The sequence below is a fragment of the Atlantibacter hermannii genome (assembly GCF_009907385.1).
Classification (GTDB): Bacteria; Pseudomonadota; Gammaproteobacteria; order Enterobacterales; family Enterobacteriaceae; genus Atlantibacter; species Atlantibacter hermannii_A.
Window position 1 is genome coordinate 238,302 of the sequence record NZ_JAAATR010000042.1, and the last position, 15,830, is coordinate 254,131.

A 15,830-nucleotide genomic window follows, 5' to 3' on the forward strand; every position below is an offset into this window, starting at 1 on the left:
CCCTCTTCGCCCGCCATCCATAGCGAGTCGCCTGCTTGCATTGTCATTGCCTTACCCTGCAACGGGGTAAAGATCTTGTGTCTACGGTCACCGGGACGCAGTCTCAGCCTGCCAGAAAGATAGATAGAGTGGGTAGATCCTACAGCGGGATTCAGGCGGCGCACTGCTCATGGGGCTGCGGTTTTTTTACATCCGGCATGTGGTTGATGGCGACGCAGATGACAGGCTTTAGTCAAGTGGGATGGCCCTCGCCAGGCCAGGCGAGGGCGTCATGCGAGGGGGTTATTCGGTCTCTTCCTGCTTCTCTTTTTTGGCCGATTCATTTTTGGCGTTACGGGTCATCCACAGCGCCAGCGCTTTCAGGGAGTCCGGCGTAAACTCATCGCAGCGCGCGGTGATCTCTTCCGGCTCCATCCAGCTTACTTCGCTGACTTCTTCTTCCTGAAGCGCAAACGGTCCATGGGAGACGCAGCTAAATAAACCGCCCCACACCCGGCAATGCTCATCTTCAAAATAGAACATACCGTGCTCGGCAAACGGCACGCCCGCAATGCCTAACTCCTCTTCGGCCTCGCGACGCGCGGAATCCAGCATTGCCTCTTCTGACTGCACCACGCCGCCTGCGGTGGCATCCAGCATGCCGGGCAGAAAATCTTTGTTTTCCGTACGGCGCTGCACCAGAATTTTGCCCATCCCGTCATGCACCACGATATAAGTGGCACGATGTCTCAGACGTTCAGCACGCATCTGCTCACGACTGCACTGGGCGATAACTTCATTGTCTTCACTGACAATATCGACCCATTCCGTCCCCGCCAAATGATTCTGCTCAACCATTAGAAAACCTTTTCGAGAAGCGCTCTCGCGGCGCATATTGAGTAAGTGGGTAAATTACGGGGTAATTGTCATCTGCGCAATAACCCGGCAATCATCCAGCGTCTGAACGCTCAGAACGCCATCATCCAGCATGCCATAGCTGGGGGCAAAGCCCCCTTTGGGTATGCTCACCGACCCCGGATTGAACAACAGACAGCTTTCGCCCTGTTGCGCCACCGGGATATGAGTATGACCATACACAAACACATCACGTTCACTTAAAGGTGGCAGATTTTCCGGATGCCAGAGGTGCCCGTGGGTTAAAAAAAGCCGCTGCTGCGCCAGCAGCACCTGCTGCCATGGCGCGGTAATCGGGAAATGGAGCAGCATCTGATCCACTTCGCTGTCGCAGTTGCCGCGCACCGCGATAATCCGTGACGCATAGGCGTTGAGTTTTTCCGCGACCAGCGCGGGCGCGTAACCGTCGGGCAATGCGTTGCGCGGGCCGTGATTCAGCAGGTCGCCCAGTAAAATCAACCAGCGTGCGCCGCTCTGTTCAAACAGCGCCAGCACCCGTTCCGTGGCGGGTAGAGAACCATGAATATCTGATGCGAACATCAGTTTCATCATTCACCTCATCAGCAAAATTTCTGTATCAGCATCATAGCCGATCCCGCCACGCTTATCAGCCTGCGCGCTTAGCAGAGAGTGCCACATAACGCTGCACCGAAGCCCGCTGCCACTGGAATGTGGCGTAGTCCGCCAGCGCTTCCGGCACCGCGTCGCCGTTCAGCACCAGCCGGTTGAGCATCAGCGCCAGATCGGCATCGGCGATGCACCACTCGCCGAACAGATTTTGCTGGCCGTCGCGCAGCAGGGAACCCGCGATGGCAAACAGCTTCTGCGCCGCCGCCTGCCCCGCCGGGCTTAACGGCGGACGTTTCGCCCCGGCGAACACCACATCGGTGGCGCGCTCTTCGCGGATCGGCATCAGGTCGCTGCGCAGCCACGCCTGCACCTGGCGCGCCTGAGCGCGTTTTTCCAAATCGTGCGGGTAAATACGCTCCCACACCGGCGGCGCGAAGCGCTCTTCGAGATATTCATCAATGGCGGAAGATTCGCTGAGCAGGAAGCCGTCAATCTCCAGCAGCGGCACCCGGCGGGTCAGATTAAACCCCTGCCAGTCGGCCTGCTGGTGCTGTCCGCTATCCAGATCGATGGTTTTCAGGGAGAAGTTGAGCCCTTTTTCCTTCAGGGCGACATACACCGACATCACGTAGGGGCTGAAATAATTGGCATCGGACCAAAGTGTTATCACGGGCTGGCTCATATTTCCTCGCATCTTCAGGACGTTTAACAAAAAACTATCCTGGAAATCTCCGTCTGTCATCTGATGAAAATGCCTGCTCTCACTATACTTTTTAGTTGAGCCATTCATGACGTCATTTCGGGAGCGGTTATGATCGATCTGTTTTATGCCCCAACGCCAAACGGCCACAAAATTACCCTTTTTCTTGAGGAAGCGGGCCTGGAATATCAGCTGCATCGGGTGGATATCGGCAAGGGCGAGCAGTTTCGCCCGGCGTTTCTGGCGATCTCGCCGAACAATAAAATCCCGGCCATTGTCGACCACGATCCGGCGGACGGCGGCGCGCCGCTCAGCCTGTTCGAGTCCGGCGCGATTTTGCTGTACCTCGCCGAAAAAACCGGCAAATTGCTGAGCGGGGAACTGCGCGAACGGGAAACCACACTACAGTGGCTGTTCTGGCAGGTCGCCGGGTTTGGCCCGATGCTCGGCCAGAATCACCACTTCAACCATTTTGCGCCGCAGCCGGTGCCTTACGCGATTGAGCGCTACCAGGTCGAAACCCAGCGTCTGTATGGCGTACTGAACAAGCGGCTGGAAAATTCCCCGTGGCTGGGCGGCCACCACTACAGCATCGCCGATATCGCGACTTATCCGTGGGTGGCGTCGCACGAGCGCCAGCGCATCCCGCTGGAAAACTATCCGGCGGTGAGCAACTGGTTCGAGCGCATCCGTAACCGTCCCGCGACGCTGGCGGCATGGAAAAAGGCGGAGGTGGTCTAACTCTGGCGCAGCGCGCGTGGGCGAGACGGCGGCGGCAAGGTATGATAGCGAGGCAGAATCAATATGGAGAAAGTTTCATGTCACAGCCGGACGCCATCATCCGCATCAAAAACTTACGCCTGCGCGCCTTTATCGGCATCAAGGAAGAAGAGATCGCCAACCGGCAGGATATCGTCATCAATGCAGCGATCCACTACCCCGCCGATAAGGCGCGCACCAGTGAAGACATTGAGGACGCGTTAAATTATCGCACCATAACCAAAGCTATCATTCAGCACGTCGAGAATAACCGATTCTCTTTGCTCGAAAAATTAACTCAGGATGTGCTCAATATCGTACGGGAACATCACTGGGTCACCTGTGCTGAAGTGGAGATCGATAAACTTCACGCGCTACGCTATGCCGACTCGGTGTCGATGACCATGAGCTGGCGGGGCTAAGCGCAACCGGGAGGTTGCATGAATATTCTGGTTACCGGCGGCACCGGCCTGATTGGCCGCCATCTGGTGCCACGGCTGTTGGCGCTGGGGAATAACGTGACGGTCGTGACGCGCGATCCGGAAAAAGCGCGCACCCGGCTCGATCAGCGTATCAACGTCTGGAAAGGCCTGTCCGACGCCCAGGATCTGGATGAGTTCGACGCCGTGATTAACCTGGCGGGCGAGCCTATCGCCGACAAGCGCTGGACGGCGGCGCAAAAACAGCGGCTGTGCCAGAGCCGCTGGCAAATCACCCAGCGTCTGGTCACGCTGATTAAAGCCAGCGATAACCCGCCGTCGGTGCTGATTTCCGGGTCAGCCACCGGTTATTACGGCGATCTCGGCGAAGTGGTGGTGACGGAAGACGAGCCCCCGCATAACGAATTTACCCATAAGCTGTGCGCCAAATGGGAGCAGATCGCCTGCCAGGCGCAAAGCGACAAAATCCGCGTTTGTCTGCTGCGCACCGGCGCGGTGTTCGCCCCGGAAGGCGGCATGTTGGGGAAAATCGTGCCGCTGTTCCGTACCGGTTTGGGCGGGCCGATGGGCAACGGGCGTCAGTATCTGGCCTGGATCCACGTCGACGATATGGTCAACGGCATTCTCTGGTTGCTGAATAACGATCTGCGCGGGCCGTTCAATATGGTGTCGCCTTACCCGGTCCGCAACGAGCAGTTCGCGCATACCCTGGGCCATGTCTTAAGCCGTCCGGCAATCATCCGCGCTCCGGCGACCGCCATTAAGCTGATGATGGGGGAGTCCGCCGTGCTGGTGCTCGGCGGGCAACGGGCGCTGCCGAAGCGCCTTGAAGAGTCGGGGTTTGGCTTCCGCTGGTTCGATCTGGAAGAAGCGCTGCATGACGTGGTGCGGTAAATAACAAGGGCCGCTATTGCGGCCCTGAATGTTAAATACGCTGTTGTGAATAGCCGTCCGAAGCCTCCACCGCTTTCGCGACCCGTTTAGGCTGCGGCACCTTGATGATAAAAGTCAGCACGCCAGCGAACAGATACAAACCGGTGTACGCCCACACCACGCCGACAATATCGAAAAACGGCAGGATCAGCGATGCGATGGCGGGCGCGACAAAGTTACTCATGCCAGCCGACAGATTATAAATTGAAACCGCAGCGCCTTTATGATGCGGCTCAAGCGTAGGAAACACCGCCGTCATCGGCACAAAGGCGGCGACGAAAATCCCCAGCAGCACCGCCGGGATCAGCGCTATGGCAAAATTGTGGCCCGCCCACATCGGCAGATAGTAAAACGACAGGCTGGCGATCGCCATGCCCAGGCAGCCGAACCAGCGTACCTGACGGATCCAGCCGATATACTCGCCCATAATTCCCCAAAAGATATTGGTGAAGATGGTGATAAAAAAGAACACCGCCCAGATTTGCAGCCATTCCGAAATGGTAAAACCAAGTCGATCGACAAACAGCAGCGGCATAACAATCGCGAAACCGAACAGCGACAGCGTGTTGATAATGCGGATAAGACATGCGTAGAACACGTCCCGGTTGGTAAACAGGATCGTCACCGCCCGGGAAAGCTCGGTCATTTTCTCTTTCATCGGCAGATTCACCCGAGAGCGATCCACCGGCACGTTGCGCAGGCTGATCAGCGCCGTCACGCCGCCCACGGCTACCCAGCCAATCGCCATCCACAGGGTGCCGGTCTCGCCCATCATCGGAATGGTAAAGCTCGGCAGATAGCTGCCGACCACGCCGATGCCCACAGAGTACATTGCCCAGAACCAGCCGGTCGCCGCCGCCAGTTTCTCACGCGGTAACACCTGCACCAGCATCATCATGAACGAGTAGATAAACAGCGGATAAGCCAGGCCGCGAATACCGTAAAACAGCAGCATCAGCGGATAATTGCGCATCCCGAGCCCCAGCGCCATAAACAGCGCGTGCATCACGCACCACAGCACAAAGCCGATTGCCATGGCTTTTTGCGGGGTGATCAGTTCCGCCACGACGCCGGAGGCCCAGGCCGCCAGCGCGGCGGCAAAACCGTAAACGGCAAAGACCATTGCCGACTGCGCCGGACTGAATCCCATGTCGGTAATGTGTTTTGACAGGAACGCCATCTCGAAACCATCGCCGCTCATAAAAATGGCGATAGCGATAAAACCCCACAGCAGATGTTTGGGTAACCCAAACCAGTATTGTTGCGATTGCATCACAATCTTCCTCTTCACAGGGTACAGGGGGCCAGGCGTCGGTGTCCGCGCCTGGCATTTATCATCATCAGTCAGGGTAAGAGCGCGCGGGCCTGGCGCTGTTGCTGATACAGCAGACGGAACAGCGCGAGGCGTTTTTCCAGCCAGCCCTGGCGCGCGCTGCCGGGTTCGAACGTTTGCTGAACGGGCGGCTTACGGCAAACCGTTTGCTCATCGGCACCGCAGGCCAGCCAGGCTAACCGCGCCGCGCCTAACGCTCCCGAAGAGCTGGCCGGATGGGTGACAACGCTGACGTCGAGAACATCGGCAATCAACTGCGCCCACAGCGTGCTGCGCGCGCCGCCGCCGGTCAGACTGCAACGGGTGATGGTTTGCCGGGCGTCGCCCAGCACGTCCATGCCGTCCGCCAGGCCGAACGCCACGCCTTCAATCACCGCATAGCCCAGCAGCGCGCGGCGAGTTTCATGGCGCAGGTTGAAGAAACTGCCGCTGGCCTCGGGATCGTTGTGCGGCGTACGCTCGCCGCTCAGGTACGGTAAGAACAGCGGCGCGCGCTGTTTCTCCTCGTCGGTTAACAGCGCCATCTCTTCCATAAGCTGGCTTTCCGTTACGCCGAGCAGATTACATACCCAGCGCAGGCAGCTGGCGGCGCTGAGCATCACGCTCATCTGATGCCAGCGCCCGGGCAGCGCGTGGCAGAACGCGTGCACGCCGGAGGACGGATCGGCCTGGAGCGCGTCATTGACCACAAATATCACCCCGGAGGTGCCGAGCGAGATCAGCGCATCGCCGGGATTTACCGCGCCGACGCCCACCGCCGAGGTGGCGTTGTCGCCGCCGCCGCCGGCAATCACCACGTCTGCGCTTAAGCCCCATTCGGTCGCCAGCGCCGCATCCAGCGTGGCGCTAACGTCGCTGCCTTCCACCAGGCGCGGCATCTGCTCGCGGCGCAAATCCGTGGCCGCCAGCAAGGCGTCGGACCAGTCGCGTTTTGCCACGTCAAGCCACAGTGTGCCTGCCGCGTCGGAGGGATCGCTCACGAACTCGCCGGTTAAGCGCCAGCGCAGATAATCTTTTGGCAGCAGCACTTTATCGATCTGTTTAAAAATGTCCGGTTCATGACGCGCCACCCAGGCCAGCTTCGGCGCAGTAAAACCCGGCATGATCATATTGGCGCTGAGGGTCATGATTTCTGGATGGCGCTCGCGCAGGTCGTCGCACTCCCGGTGGCTTCGCGTGTCGTTCCACAGGATGCAGGGGCGCAGCACCTCGCCCTGTTTATCCAGCAGTACCGCGCCGTGCATCTGGCCGGACAGGCCGATGGCGCGGATCGCCGCCCAGGCTTCCGGCGCCTGCTGGCGCAACGCCGCCACAACCTGACAGGTGGCCTGCCACCAGGCCTGCGGGTCCTGTTCCGCCCAGAGGGGTTGCGGGCGCTGTACGGTCAGGGCGGCATGTTGCGCAGCGATAATCTCGCCCTGCTCATTAATCACCAGCGCTTTCAGTTCTGATGTGCCGATATCGATTCCCAGATACATAGCGCCCCCGTTACGCAGTCAGCGGTTGTGCGGCGGTTTCGTTCACCCAGGCTTCCATCCGGGCGACAGTACGCACCATCAGCGCATGAAACGCATCGTTACCCGCCAGCTCCGCGAACAACGCCTCATCCGAGGTAAAGGCTTTCAGCGGATCGGAACCGGCAAACAGCGCGCGGACAGTGTCGGGCTGCATAACGCCATCCTGATATTCATACGGCAGATCCCCCTGCGCCCAGCGCTGGAGGAACAGGTAAAACAGCGCCGGAAGCACCGCGCTGGCCTGCGGCTCGCTGCCGCGCGCATAGCACTGGATTAAGGTCGGCGTCACCATGCCGGGGATTTTTGACAGCCCGTCGGCGGCGACGCGCTGGTTGGTATCTTTGATATGCGGATTGCTAAAACGCGCCAGCACTACATCGCGATAGTCGCCTAAATCCAGCGGACTCGGGGTCAGAGACGGGATCACGTCCTGTGACACGTATTCCCAGGCCAGCTGGCGGATCACCGGATGACGGGTGCTGTCGTCGATGTAAGAAAGCCCGATCAGCGTTCCCGCCCAGGCGATGCAACTGTGAGTGGCGTTAAGAATGCGGATTTTGGCTTCTTCCCAGGGCAGCACCGAATCCACCAGCTCTACGCCGACCTTCTCCAGCGCCGGGCGTCCGGCGATGAAATCATCTTCAATCACCCACTGAATAAACGACTCGCCCATCACCGGCACAGCGTCCTGACTCCCCGTTGCCGCCCTGACGCGTTCCGCCACGTCCGGCGTCGGGCGCGGCGTGATGCGGTCAACCATGGTATTCGGCGAAGTGGTACTGGCGCTCACCCAGTCATACAGCGCCGTTTCCTGCTTCGCTTTCAGGAACGAGAGAAAGCCGTGACGAAAGCGCTCGCCGTTATGGCGTAAGTTATCGCAGTTCAGCAAGGTAACTGGCGCGCCGCCCAACTCAACGCGGCGTTTCAGGATGCGGGTGAGCGCGCCGTAAAGGGTGCGAATACCGCCCGCTAAATCCGCCTTCACATCCGCCTGAGTCAGATCCAGTTCGTGTTCTGGCGTGAGGTAATAGCCGCTTTCGGTGACGGTAAAGGCGATAACGCGGGTTTGGGGATTTGCGCCCTGCTCCACCAGCGCGCTGATTTGTGCGTCCCACGGCAGGATTTTTTTGACAGAGGAAATGTGCTCGTAATGACGCTCGCCCTCCGGTGAAACGGTTTCCAGCACATAAGCGCCCTGCTGCTTGTCCAGTTGCGTAAGCAAGGCGTTGGCGTCATCGCGAATATTTCCCAGCGCAATATGCCAGCTGTCGTCGCCCTGCTCGCGCAGTTTGTGTAAATACCACGCCTGATGAGCCCGATGGAAAGAACCGGCGCCAATATGCATCCACACGCTTTGATTATTCATACACACCCCACACTGAGTATTTGCCAATTAAATGAGCATTTGCCCGTTTCAGGTATGTTAGTCGCCAGCCGCCGATCCTTTCCGGGAGTCGCGTCACAAAACCAATCTTTTGCCCTTTTAGTTGGCAAATGCCCATTTTTGATATTTCTCGAGGCGCGATACACTACTGGCAGTTGAATAAGGGATTACGCTATGAGCAGAGAAGAGAAAAAACAGGAACAGGCTGCGCGGGCTGCATGGATGTATTACGTGGCAGGGCTGACCCAACAGGAAATCGCCAAAACGCTCGGGTTATCCCGGCAAGTGGCGCAGCGCTTAATTTCCTCGGCGCGCGAACAGGGCATGGTAAGCGTGAAAATCGCCCATCCGGTTACCCACTGCCTGAAGCTGGCGGCGGCGCTACAGGAAAAATACGCGCTGTCGCTGTGCCGGGTGGTGCCGTCCGCCTCGCTGGACAACGAGGCTATTCAGCAGATGCTGGCGGTGGAAGGCGCGGAAGTGATGTCACAGTACATCGCCGAAGAGCAGCCGCAAGTCTTTGGCGTGGGTTCCGGGAAAACCTTACGCTCGATTATCGATGCCCTGCCCTGGACCGAACGCCCGCAGCACCACTGCGTGTCGATGATCGGGGCCATCGCCCGCGATGATTCGGGTACCCGTTATGATGTGCCGCTGCGGATGGCGGAAAAAATGCAGGGCAAATACTTTTTCGTCCCCGCGCCGCTGTACGCGGACAGCCCGGAGGACAAAGCGATGTGGTGCCAGCATCAGGTCTACCAGCGAGTCGCCGCCCGCGCGCTGAATGCGCACGTCGCTTTTTTAGGCATCGGGGATGTGTCAATTGGCTGCCCGCTGAATGCGGAAGGATTTATCACCGACGAGCAGGTGCGCAGTCTTGAAAAACGCGGCGTGGCGGGAGAAATGCTGGGCCATTTTTTCGATCATAATGGCGAGCGCATCATTGGTGAACTGGATGAACTGTTAACCAGCGTGCCGCTGGAAAGCCATACCCCGCGTCCGATCATTGGCTTTGCGGGTGGAGAGAAGAAATATCCCGCCATCCGGGCGGCGCTGCGCGGCGGCTGGGTTTGCGGATTAGTGACCGACGAAGCCAGCGCGCTCAGGCTGCTGGACGAATAGCGCGTGAACGGGAAAGCGCCGGATGCGGGCTTTCCCGTTGAGTGAACAGAGTTACTTCAGCGAGCCTTTCAGGAACTGCTGCAGGCGCTGGCTTTTCGGGTTGTTAAACAGCTCGTCCGGCGCGCCCTCTTCTTCGATTTTCCCCTGATGCAGGAAAATCACATGGCTGGAGACGTGGCGGGCAAACTCCATTTCGTGGGTCACCACCACCATGGTTTTACCCTCTTCCGCCAGCTTCTGCATGATGCGCAAGACTTCGCCCACCAGCTCCGGATCCAGCGCGGAGGTCGGCTCATCGAACAGCAGCACTTCCGGCTCCATGGCCAACGCACGGGCGATAGATACGCGCTGCTGCTGGCCGCCGGAAAGATGCACCGGATATTTCCCCTGGGCGCGGGCGTCGATGCCCACTTTCTCAAGGTATTTTACCGCGCGTTCGCGAGCTTCCTGCTTGCTCAGCCCCAGCACCTGCACCGGCGCTTCCATGACGTTTTCCAGCACCGTCATGTGGCTCCACAGGTTGAAGTGCTGGAACACCATAGTCAGACGGGTACGCAGCAGGCGCAGCTGGTTTTTATCCGCGACCTTCAACTGACCGTCTTTATCGCGCACCAGACCGATATTCTGGTTATTTACCACGATGGTGCCTTCGCTCGGTTTTTCGAGGAAGTTGATGCAGCGTAAAAAAGTACTTTTACCCGAGCCTGAGGAACCGATGATGCTGATCACATCCCCGGCATTGGCCTTAAGCGAGACCCCTTTAAGCACTTCATGTTCGCCGTAGCGTTTGTGCAGGTCGGTAACGTTTAATTTATTATCAGACATTGGAGGGCCACTCAGTGCGTAGAAGCAGGTTTAACATGCCCTAACCAGCGCCGCTCCGCGCGGCGGAACAGGCTAATCAGAACATAGGAGATAATCAGGTACAGCACCGCCGCGATGCCGAAGGCGGTAAACGGCTGGTAGGTCGCCGAGTTGATATCGCGGGCGATTTTCAGCAGATCCGGTACGGTGGCGGTAAACGCCAGCGCCGTGGAGTGCAGCATCAAAATCACTTCGTTGCTGTATGCCGGCAGCGCGATACGCAGCGCCGAGGGCAGAATAATGCAGCGGTACATCTTAACGCGCGAAAAACCATAGGCGCGCGCCGCTTCGATTTCACCGTGGGGAACCGAGCGGATCGCCCCGGCGAAAATCTCGGTGGTATAGGCGCAGGTGTTGAGCGTCAGCGCCAGCACGGTACAGTTCAGGCCGCTGCGGAAAAACGCGTTCAGCAGTTCGGTGCCCTTCACCACTTCCAGGGTATACATCCCGGAGTAAAACACCAGCAGCTGCACGTACAGCGGCGTGCCGCGGAACACATAGGTAAACAGCCAGATGGGAAACTGGATGAATTTATTACTGGAGACGCGGCCGATGGCGAGAAACACTGCCAGAATGCCGCCCATCACCACCGACGAAATCAGCAGCCACAGGGTGATCGCTACCCCGGTAAAACGATAACCGTCGGTCCACAGCAGGGATTTCCAGTATTCCTGAATAATTTCGATCACAGGTCAGCCCTCTTCACGCCCACGGTATAACGACGCTCCAGCAGCAGCAGAACGCCGTTGGACACGGTGGTAAACACTAAATAAATCACACCGCAGACCACGGCGAAATAGAACGGCTCCCAGGTACTTTTCCCGGCGAGCTGGGTAGCTTTGACCACATCTTCCAGGCCCAGCAGCGAGACCAGCGCGGTGGCTTTAAGGATCACCTGCCAGTTATTGCCAATCCCCGGCAGCGCAAAGCGCATCATCGCGGGGAACAGAATGCGGCGGAAAGTCTGCGCGTTGGTAAACCCAAACGCGGTAGCGGCTTCGATATGCCCTTTCGGCACCGCCATAAACGCGCCGCGAAAAGTTTCGGTGAAGTAAGCGCCGTAGATAAAGCCCAGCGTGATGATACCCGCAACCATCGGGTCGATATCAAACTGCGCCAGACCCAGCGCGTCGGTCACGGTATTCAGCGCGATTTGCAGCCCGTAGAAGATAAGCAACATCAAAACGAGGTCGGGAACGCCGCGGATCAGGGTGGTATAGGCTTCAAACAGCAGCCCCAGCGCGCGGTTGCGCGACAACTTTCCCGCCGCGCCGACCAGGCCAATGATAACCGCCAGGACAACGGAGCTCAGCGCCAGTTCAAGCGTGACGATAGCCCCTTGTAAGATAACTTGTGAAAACCCATACAGCATGGTGCTTATCCTGTGATCAATGTCTGGAGTGCCTGACGGGTTAACCCTTATAACGCCCCGGCAAGCCGGGGCGCGGCAACTCTGTGTTGGCGATTAACCGCCGTATACGTCAAAGTCGAAGTACTTTTTAGCCAGTTTTTCGTAGGTGCCGTCAGCGCGCATTTCAGCAAACGCTTTGTTCAGCGCTTCGCGCAGTTCGTTATCTTCTTTACGAATGCCCATGCCGGTGCCGACGCCGAACAGCTTCTCGTCTTTGATGGACGGGCCGCCGAACTTGTAGTCTTTACCGACAGGCTGCTTCAGGAAACCTTCGCTGGCCGCGACCTCATCCTGGAACGCCGCCTGGATACGGCCTGCGGTCAGGTCAGAGTAGATATTGTCCTGGCCCTGGTAGGAGACGATTTCCACGCCTTTCGGAGCCCAGTGTTCGTTGCCGTAGGTTTCCTGAGTGGTGCCCTGCAATACGCCGACGCGTTTGCCTTTCAGCTTCTCAAGATTTGGTTCGATATCGGAATCTTTGGCGACCACCAGACGAGAGTCCGCCGCGTAGAGTTTGTCCGTGAACGCGATTTCCTGCTGGCGTTTTTCGGTGATGGAAAGCGATGACATGATGGCGTCGATTTTTTTCGCTTTCAGAGATGGGATCAGCGCGTCCAGCGGGTTTTCAACGAAGGTACATTTGGTCTGGATGCGTTTGCACAGCTCTTTCGCCAAATCGATATCAAAACCCACCAATTCCCCCTGCGCATTCTTCGATTCAAAGGGAGCATAAGTGGGATCGGTGCCGATACGGAGATTTTGCGGAATCGCGGCGAACGCGGTAGAAACACTGGAAAACGCCAGTACCAGAGAAAGGGATAACACCAACTTTTTCATAGCAATCCTCGGTGAGTTGTCTTTTTGTGTTGTAGTGCTCTAAACATCGAGACAGCACGTATCGTGCCACTGTTATGCGCATTTAGGCAAAAGAATATGGCCGCCCGCGCGGATTTTTTTCGCTTACGATGCTTAATTATTCACTCGACGCGCTAAAACAGTGCGCTCCATGCACCATAACGCAACATTGCCGGTAAATTGCACCAAAAAAGTGAGGCGTCAGGGAATGGCCGTTCAACAAAGCCGCGCCCAGGCTGGCCGGGCGCGGCATCTGTTAGTCACCGTAGACGTTAAAGTCGAAGTATTTCTTCGCCATTTTGTCGTAGGTGCCGTCTTTACGCAGCTCATCAAAGGCTTTATCAAAGGCCGCTTTCAGCTCGGTGTCGCTCTGGCGCAGACCGATGCCGATGCCGTCGCCAAAATATTTTTTATCTTTCACCGACGGACCGGCAAAGGCGAACTCTTTCCCTGCCGGCTGTTTCAGGAAGCCTTCGCTGGCGGCGACTTCATCCTGGAAGGCGGCATCGAGACGGCCCGCCGCCAGGTCGGAATAGATCAGATCCTGGTTCTGATACGCCACCACATCGACGCCTTTATTGCGCCAGTTGTCGTTGGCAAAGCCTTCCTGGGTAGAACCCTGTAAAACGCCGACGTGCTTGCCTTTCAGCGACTCGATGGTCGGCTGGATCGGCGAGCCTTTCGCGGCGATCAGGCGGGAGTCTGCCGCGTACAGTTTTTCCGAGAAGGCGATTTCCTGCTGGCGTTTTTCGGTAATTGACAGCGAAGAGATAATCGCGTCGATTTTCTTGGCCTTCAGCGACGGGATCAGCGAATCGAAATCACTGCCTACCCAGGTACATTTCACCGACATGCGCTTGCACATCTCATTACCGAGATCGATATCGAAACCCACGAATTCACCTTTGGCGTCTTTAGACGAGAAGGGAGCGTAGGTGGCATCCGTACCAATACGTACCGTCTGCGGCAGCGCGGCGAACGCGCTGGTGGCCGCGGAAAGCCCCAGCAGCAATGACAGAGCAATAGCCTTCTTCTTCATACATTACCCTCAAGTGGTCTTTTTTATGTTGTGTATATTGTTGTGTTGCTACTTTGCATTGCACTTCCTGTGCCAGTTTTCGCGGAACGGGCGAACCCCGGCATATGTTAAGCAAAAGTTACAATAAAGTAGATGTAGTGAAAGATAGCATTACGAAGGGGAATGTCTTTAGCGGAAATGCGTGAATGGAGATTATATTTTCAGGATTTGATCGCGGTTACAAAAATGCCCCAAAATGAGGCGCTCAGGTCTCGACGCACCAAAACACTGCGTCAGGCCCCCTGCCAGCGATGAAAAAGATCTTCCGGCAGCGCAATATCCAGCTGGTCCAGCACCCGGTTCACCGTCTGGTTAATCACGTCATTCAGGGTGGCGGGTTTATGATAAAACGCGGGCATCGGCGGCATGATCACCGCGCCCAGCTCCGCAGCCTGCGTCATCAGGCGCAGATGTCCGACATGCAGCGGCGTTTCCCGGACGCACAACACCAAAGGTCGGCGCTCTTTCAGCACCACATCGGCGGCGCGGGTCAGCAGCCCATCGGTGTAGCTGTGCACGATACCGGAGAGGGTTTTGATGGAGCATGGCAGGATCACCATGCCGGAGGTGCGAAACGACCCCGATGAAATGCTGGCGGCGATATCTCGTGCGTCGTGCACCACATCGGCCAGCGCCTGCACATCGCGCAGCGACAGCGAGGTTTCCAGCGCCAGCGTCTGGCGCGCGGCCTGGCTCATGATCAAATGGGTTTCGACGTCAGGCATCGCTTGCAATACCTGCAACAGCCGAACCCCATAAATCGCCCCGCTTGCCCCGGAAATGCCCACGATGAGTCGTTTCATATATCTGCCCCTGTTACAAACTGAGGTGACTTTGCCGGATTGTGCTGAGAGTTGCAACATCCCTCTGCCCTGCCTGATAAATTTGAAAAAATCCTAAAAGTTATTCAACAGACGCCGTTATTGAGTATGTCTGATGCTCATCATTTTATTACAAATAAATTTTCTATGTACTTGTTGCCTCTTTTGTTTTTTAGGTAACAGGAACAAATATGATAAAGGGATTTTTAAAGTCATTAACAAAAAGCTGCGTCACATGCGCTGCCTTAATATGTTGTTTAACGGGCATTTCCCATGCTGATAATAGCCCTGACGCCAAAACGGAATATCAAAAAACGTTACAGGCTATGGAAAAAGCCAGCGTTGAAGGGCCTTACACTGTTAAGCTGGGTAATGAAGCCGTGCTGAAACTTCCGCAAGGCTTTATCTGGATCCCGCCCAAAGAAGCCAAAAATTATATGACGGCGGTGGGCAACAACGTCGCTGATGATTTTTATGGATTGATTTATCATGAGAATATTGATGGATTTGTTACCATCGAATATTTTCCGGAAGGCTACATTAAAGATGATGACGCTAAAGACTGGGATGCCGATGAGCTCCTCGATAATTTGAAAGAAGGCACCAAAGAGCAAAATAAAGAGCGCGTCAAAAAAGGGATTACACCGTTCGAGGTGCTCGGCTGGGTTGAAAAGCCCACGTATAATGCCAAAACACACCGTCTGGTCTGGTCTGCCTCCTTGCAGGACATGGGTTCCTCTACGCCGGAAGCAGAACAGGGTATTAACTACAATACCTATCTACTGGGCAGAAACGGTTATATCTCGCTGGACTTAGTCACCTCCCGCAGTGCCGTAGAGAAAGAAAAACCGCTTGCCAGGCAATTACTCAATGCCGTTGAATTTAACGCAACCCGACGCTATGAAGATTTTGATCCTAAAACCGACCATATAGCGGAATATGGTTTGGCGGCGTTAGTGGGCGGTATTGCTGCAAAAAAAATAGGCTTACTTGCGACATTAGGCGTGCTTCTCGCGAAATTCGGGAAAATAGTTATTATTGCGTTAGTGGCCTGCGGCGTTGGCATTAAGCAGTTCTTTTTTGGCAACAAAAAGAAAGATAATTCATCACAGGATTAATTTTCTTAACCGCGTCAAATAAATAACGGCG

General features: G+C 56.6%; 17 protein-coding genes. 5 read left to right on the forward strand and 12 right to left on the reverse strand.

Annotated elements, in window-relative coordinates; all coding sequences use genetic code 11:
- Positions 1-282: 282 nt before the first annotated feature.
- The 3 genes from yfcD to yfcF are packed head-to-tail and all read right to left on the reverse strand — an operon-like array spanning position 283 to position 2,146.
- The gene (gene yfcD / locus GV764_RS12860) at positions 283-837 is read right to left on the reverse strand and encodes an NUDIX hydrolase YfcD (protein WP_125291529.1); all 555 of its coding nucleotides are present in this window, start codon (positions 835-837) and stop codon (positions 283-285) included.
- Between the two features lie 54 nt (positions 838-891).
- Positions 892-1,443, reverse strand: coding sequence for a phosphodiesterase (gene yfcE, locus GV764_RS12865; protein WP_161660595.1), 552 nt, complete (start codon positions 1,441-1,443; stop codon positions 892-894).
- Between the two features lie 58 nt (positions 1,444-1,501).
- Entirely contained in the window at positions 1,502-2,146 is a 645-nt protein-coding gene (gene yfcF / locus GV764_RS12870; protein WP_144130258.1) for a glutathione transferase, read from the reverse strand.
- A gap of 129 nt (positions 2,147-2,275) precedes the next feature.
- Between yfcF and yfcG the strand changes: the two genes are divergently transcribed.
- From yfcG to GV764_RS12885, 3 genes are all read left to right on the forward strand, one after another.
- Positions 2,276-2,905: a GSH-dependent disulfide bond oxidoreductase gene (yfcG, locus tag GV764_RS12875; protein WP_161660496.1), complete on the forward strand. Its 630-nt coding sequence runs from the start codon at positions 2,276-2,278 to the stop codon at positions 2,903-2,905.
- 77 nt (positions 2,906-2,982) lie between these two features.
- Entirely contained in the window at positions 2,983-3,345 is a 363-nt protein-coding gene (gene folX, locus GV764_RS12880; protein WP_161660497.1) for a dihydroneopterin triphosphate 2'-epimerase, read from the forward strand.
- Between the two features lie 18 nt (positions 3,346-3,363).
- A complete protein-coding gene (locus GV764_RS12885; RefSeq protein WP_161660498.1) occupies positions 3,364-4,257 on the forward strand; it encodes a TIGR01777 family oxidoreductase in 894 nt (297 codons plus the stop codon).
- A gap of 31 nt (positions 4,258-4,288) precedes the next feature.
- Here GV764_RS12885 and GV764_RS12890 read toward each other — a convergent pair whose 3' ends face one another.
- The 3 genes from GV764_RS12890 to dalD all read right to left on the reverse strand — a co-directional run bounded on the left by GV764_RS12890 (position 4,289) and on the right by dalD (position 8,512).
- Positions 4,289-5,569, reverse strand: a complete 1,281-nt coding sequence (locus GV764_RS12890) for an MFS transporter (protein WP_161660499.1) — start codon at positions 5,567-5,569, stop codon at positions 4,289-4,291.
- Between the two features lie 71 nt (positions 5,570-5,640).
- Positions 5,641-7,107 (reverse strand): xylulokinase, encoded by a 1,467-nt coding sequence (gene xylB, locus GV764_RS12895; RefSeq protein WP_161660500.1) that lies wholly within the window; start codon positions 7,105-7,107, stop codon positions 5,641-5,643.
- Between the two features lie 10 nt (positions 7,108-7,117).
- Positions 7,118-8,512, reverse strand: a complete 1,395-nt coding sequence (dalD, locus tag GV764_RS12900; protein ID WP_161660501.1) for a D-arabinitol 4-dehydrogenase — start codon at positions 8,510-8,512, stop codon at positions 7,118-7,120.
- A gap of 192 nt (positions 8,513-8,704) precedes the next feature.
- Between dalD and GV764_RS12905 the strand changes: the two genes are divergently transcribed.
- Positions 8,705-9,652: a sugar-binding transcriptional regulator gene (locus GV764_RS12905; protein ID WP_161660502.1), complete on the forward strand. Its 948-nt coding sequence runs from the start codon at positions 8,705-8,707 to the stop codon at positions 9,650-9,652.
- A gap of 51 nt (positions 9,653-9,703) precedes the next feature.
- Here the strand turns inward: GV764_RS12905 and hisP are convergent, their stop codons facing one another.
- From hisP to GV764_RS12935, 6 genes are all read right to left on the reverse strand, one after another.
- Entirely contained in the window at positions 9,704-10,477 is a 774-nt protein-coding gene (gene hisP / locus GV764_RS12910) for a histidine ABC transporter ATP-binding protein HisP (RefSeq protein ID WP_144130250.1), read from the reverse strand.
- An 11-nt stretch (positions 10,478-10,488) separates the two neighbouring features.
- Entirely contained in the window at positions 10,489-11,205 is a 717-nt protein-coding gene (gene hisM, locus GV764_RS12915; RefSeq protein WP_161660503.1) for a histidine ABC transporter permease HisM, read from the reverse strand.
- Positions 11,202-11,888, reverse strand: coding sequence for a histidine ABC transporter permease HisQ (locus tag GV764_RS12920; RefSeq protein ID WP_161660504.1), 687 nt, complete (start codon positions 11,886-11,888; stop codon positions 11,202-11,204). Before GV764_RS12920 ends, hisM begins: the two co-directional genes overlap by 4 nt.
- A gap of 93 nt (positions 11,889-11,981) precedes the next feature.
- Entirely contained in the window at positions 11,982-12,764 is a 783-nt protein-coding gene (gene hisJ / locus GV764_RS12925) for a histidine ABC transporter substrate-binding protein HisJ (RefSeq protein WP_161660505.1), read from the reverse strand.
- 274 nt (positions 12,765-13,038) lie between these two features.
- On the reverse strand, positions 13,039-13,821 hold the full coding sequence (gene argT, locus GV764_RS12930) for a lysine/arginine/ornithine ABC transporter substrate-binding protein ArgT (RefSeq protein ID WP_161660506.1): 783 nt from the start codon (positions 13,819-13,821) through the stop codon (positions 13,039-13,041).
- A gap of 272 nt (positions 13,822-14,093) precedes the next feature.
- On the reverse strand, positions 14,094-14,663 hold the full coding sequence (locus GV764_RS12935; protein WP_161660507.1) for a UbiX family flavin prenyltransferase: 570 nt from the start codon (positions 14,661-14,663) through the stop codon (positions 14,094-14,096).
- Between the two features lie 209 nt (positions 14,664-14,872).
- On the opposite strand from GV764_RS12935, the gene GV764_RS12940 reads away from it, so the two are divergent.
- Complete coding sequence (locus tag GV764_RS12940) at positions 14,873-15,799, forward strand: DUF2167 domain-containing protein (protein ID WP_236651873.1); 927 nt, start codon at positions 14,873-14,875, stop codon at positions 15,797-15,799.
- Positions 15,800-15,830: the final 31 nt, after the last annotated feature.

What these genes read in the sequence shown, in the direction of transcription:
- hisJ (WP_161660505.1), bottom strand. Translation starts at nt 12,764, where the DNA reads ATGAAAAAGTTGGTGTTATCCCTTTCTCTGGTACTGGCGTTTTCCAGT.
- yfcE (WP_161660595.1), bottom strand. Translation starts at nt 1,443, where the DNA reads ATGAAACTGATGTTCGCATCAGATATTCATGGTTCTCTACCCGCCACG.
- yfcD (WP_125291529.1), bottom strand. Translation starts at nt 837, where the DNA reads ATGGTTGAGCAGAATCATTTGGCGGGGACGGAATGGGTCGATATTGTC.
- xylB (WP_161660500.1), bottom strand. Translation starts at nt 7,107, where the DNA reads ATGTATCTGGGAATCGATATCGGCACATCAGAACTGAAAGCGCTGGTG.
- GV764_RS12890 (WP_161660499.1), bottom strand. Translation starts at nt 5,569, where the DNA reads ATGCAATCGCAACAATACTGGTTTGGGTTACCCAAACATCTGCTGTGG.
- GV764_RS12885 (WP_161660498.1), top strand. Translation starts at nt 3,364, where the DNA reads ATGAATATTCTGGTTACCGGCGGCACCGGCCTGATTGGCCGCCATCTG.
- GV764_RS12905 (WP_161660502.1), top strand. Translation starts at nt 8,705, where the DNA reads ATGAGCAGAGAAGAGAAAAAACAGGAACAGGCTGCGCGGGCTGCATGG.
- yfcG (WP_161660496.1), top strand. Translation starts at nt 2,276, where the DNA reads ATGATCGATCTGTTTTATGCCCCAACGCCAAACGGCCACAAAATTACC.
- argT (WP_161660506.1), bottom strand. Translation starts at nt 13,821, where the DNA reads ATGAAGAAGAAGGCTATTGCTCTGTCATTGCTGCTGGGGCTTTCCGCG.
- GV764_RS12935 (WP_161660507.1), bottom strand. Translation starts at nt 14,663, where the DNA reads ATGAAACGACTCATCGTGGGCATTTCCGGGGCAAGCGGGGCGATTTAT.
- dalD (WP_161660501.1), bottom strand. Translation starts at nt 8,512, where the DNA reads ATGAATAATCAAAGCGTGTGGATGCATATTGGCGCCGGTTCTTTCCAT.
- yfcF (WP_144130258.1), bottom strand. Translation starts at nt 2,146, where the DNA reads ATGAGCCAGCCCGTGATAACACTTTGGTCCGATGCCAATTATTTCAGC.
- GV764_RS12920 (WP_161660504.1), bottom strand. Translation starts at nt 11,888, where the DNA reads ATGCTGTATGGGTTTTCACAAGTTATCTTACAAGGGGCTATCGTCACG.
- hisP (WP_144130250.1), bottom strand. Translation starts at nt 10,477, where the DNA reads ATGTCTGATAATAAATTAAACGTTACCGACCTGCACAAACGCTACGGC.
- GV764_RS12940 (WP_236651873.1), top strand. Translation starts at nt 14,873, where the DNA reads ATGATAAAGGGATTTTTAAAGTCATTAACAAAAAGCTGCGTCACATGC.
- folX (WP_161660497.1), top strand. Translation starts at nt 2,983, where the DNA reads ATGTCACAGCCGGACGCCATCATCCGCATCAAAAACTTACGCCTGCGC.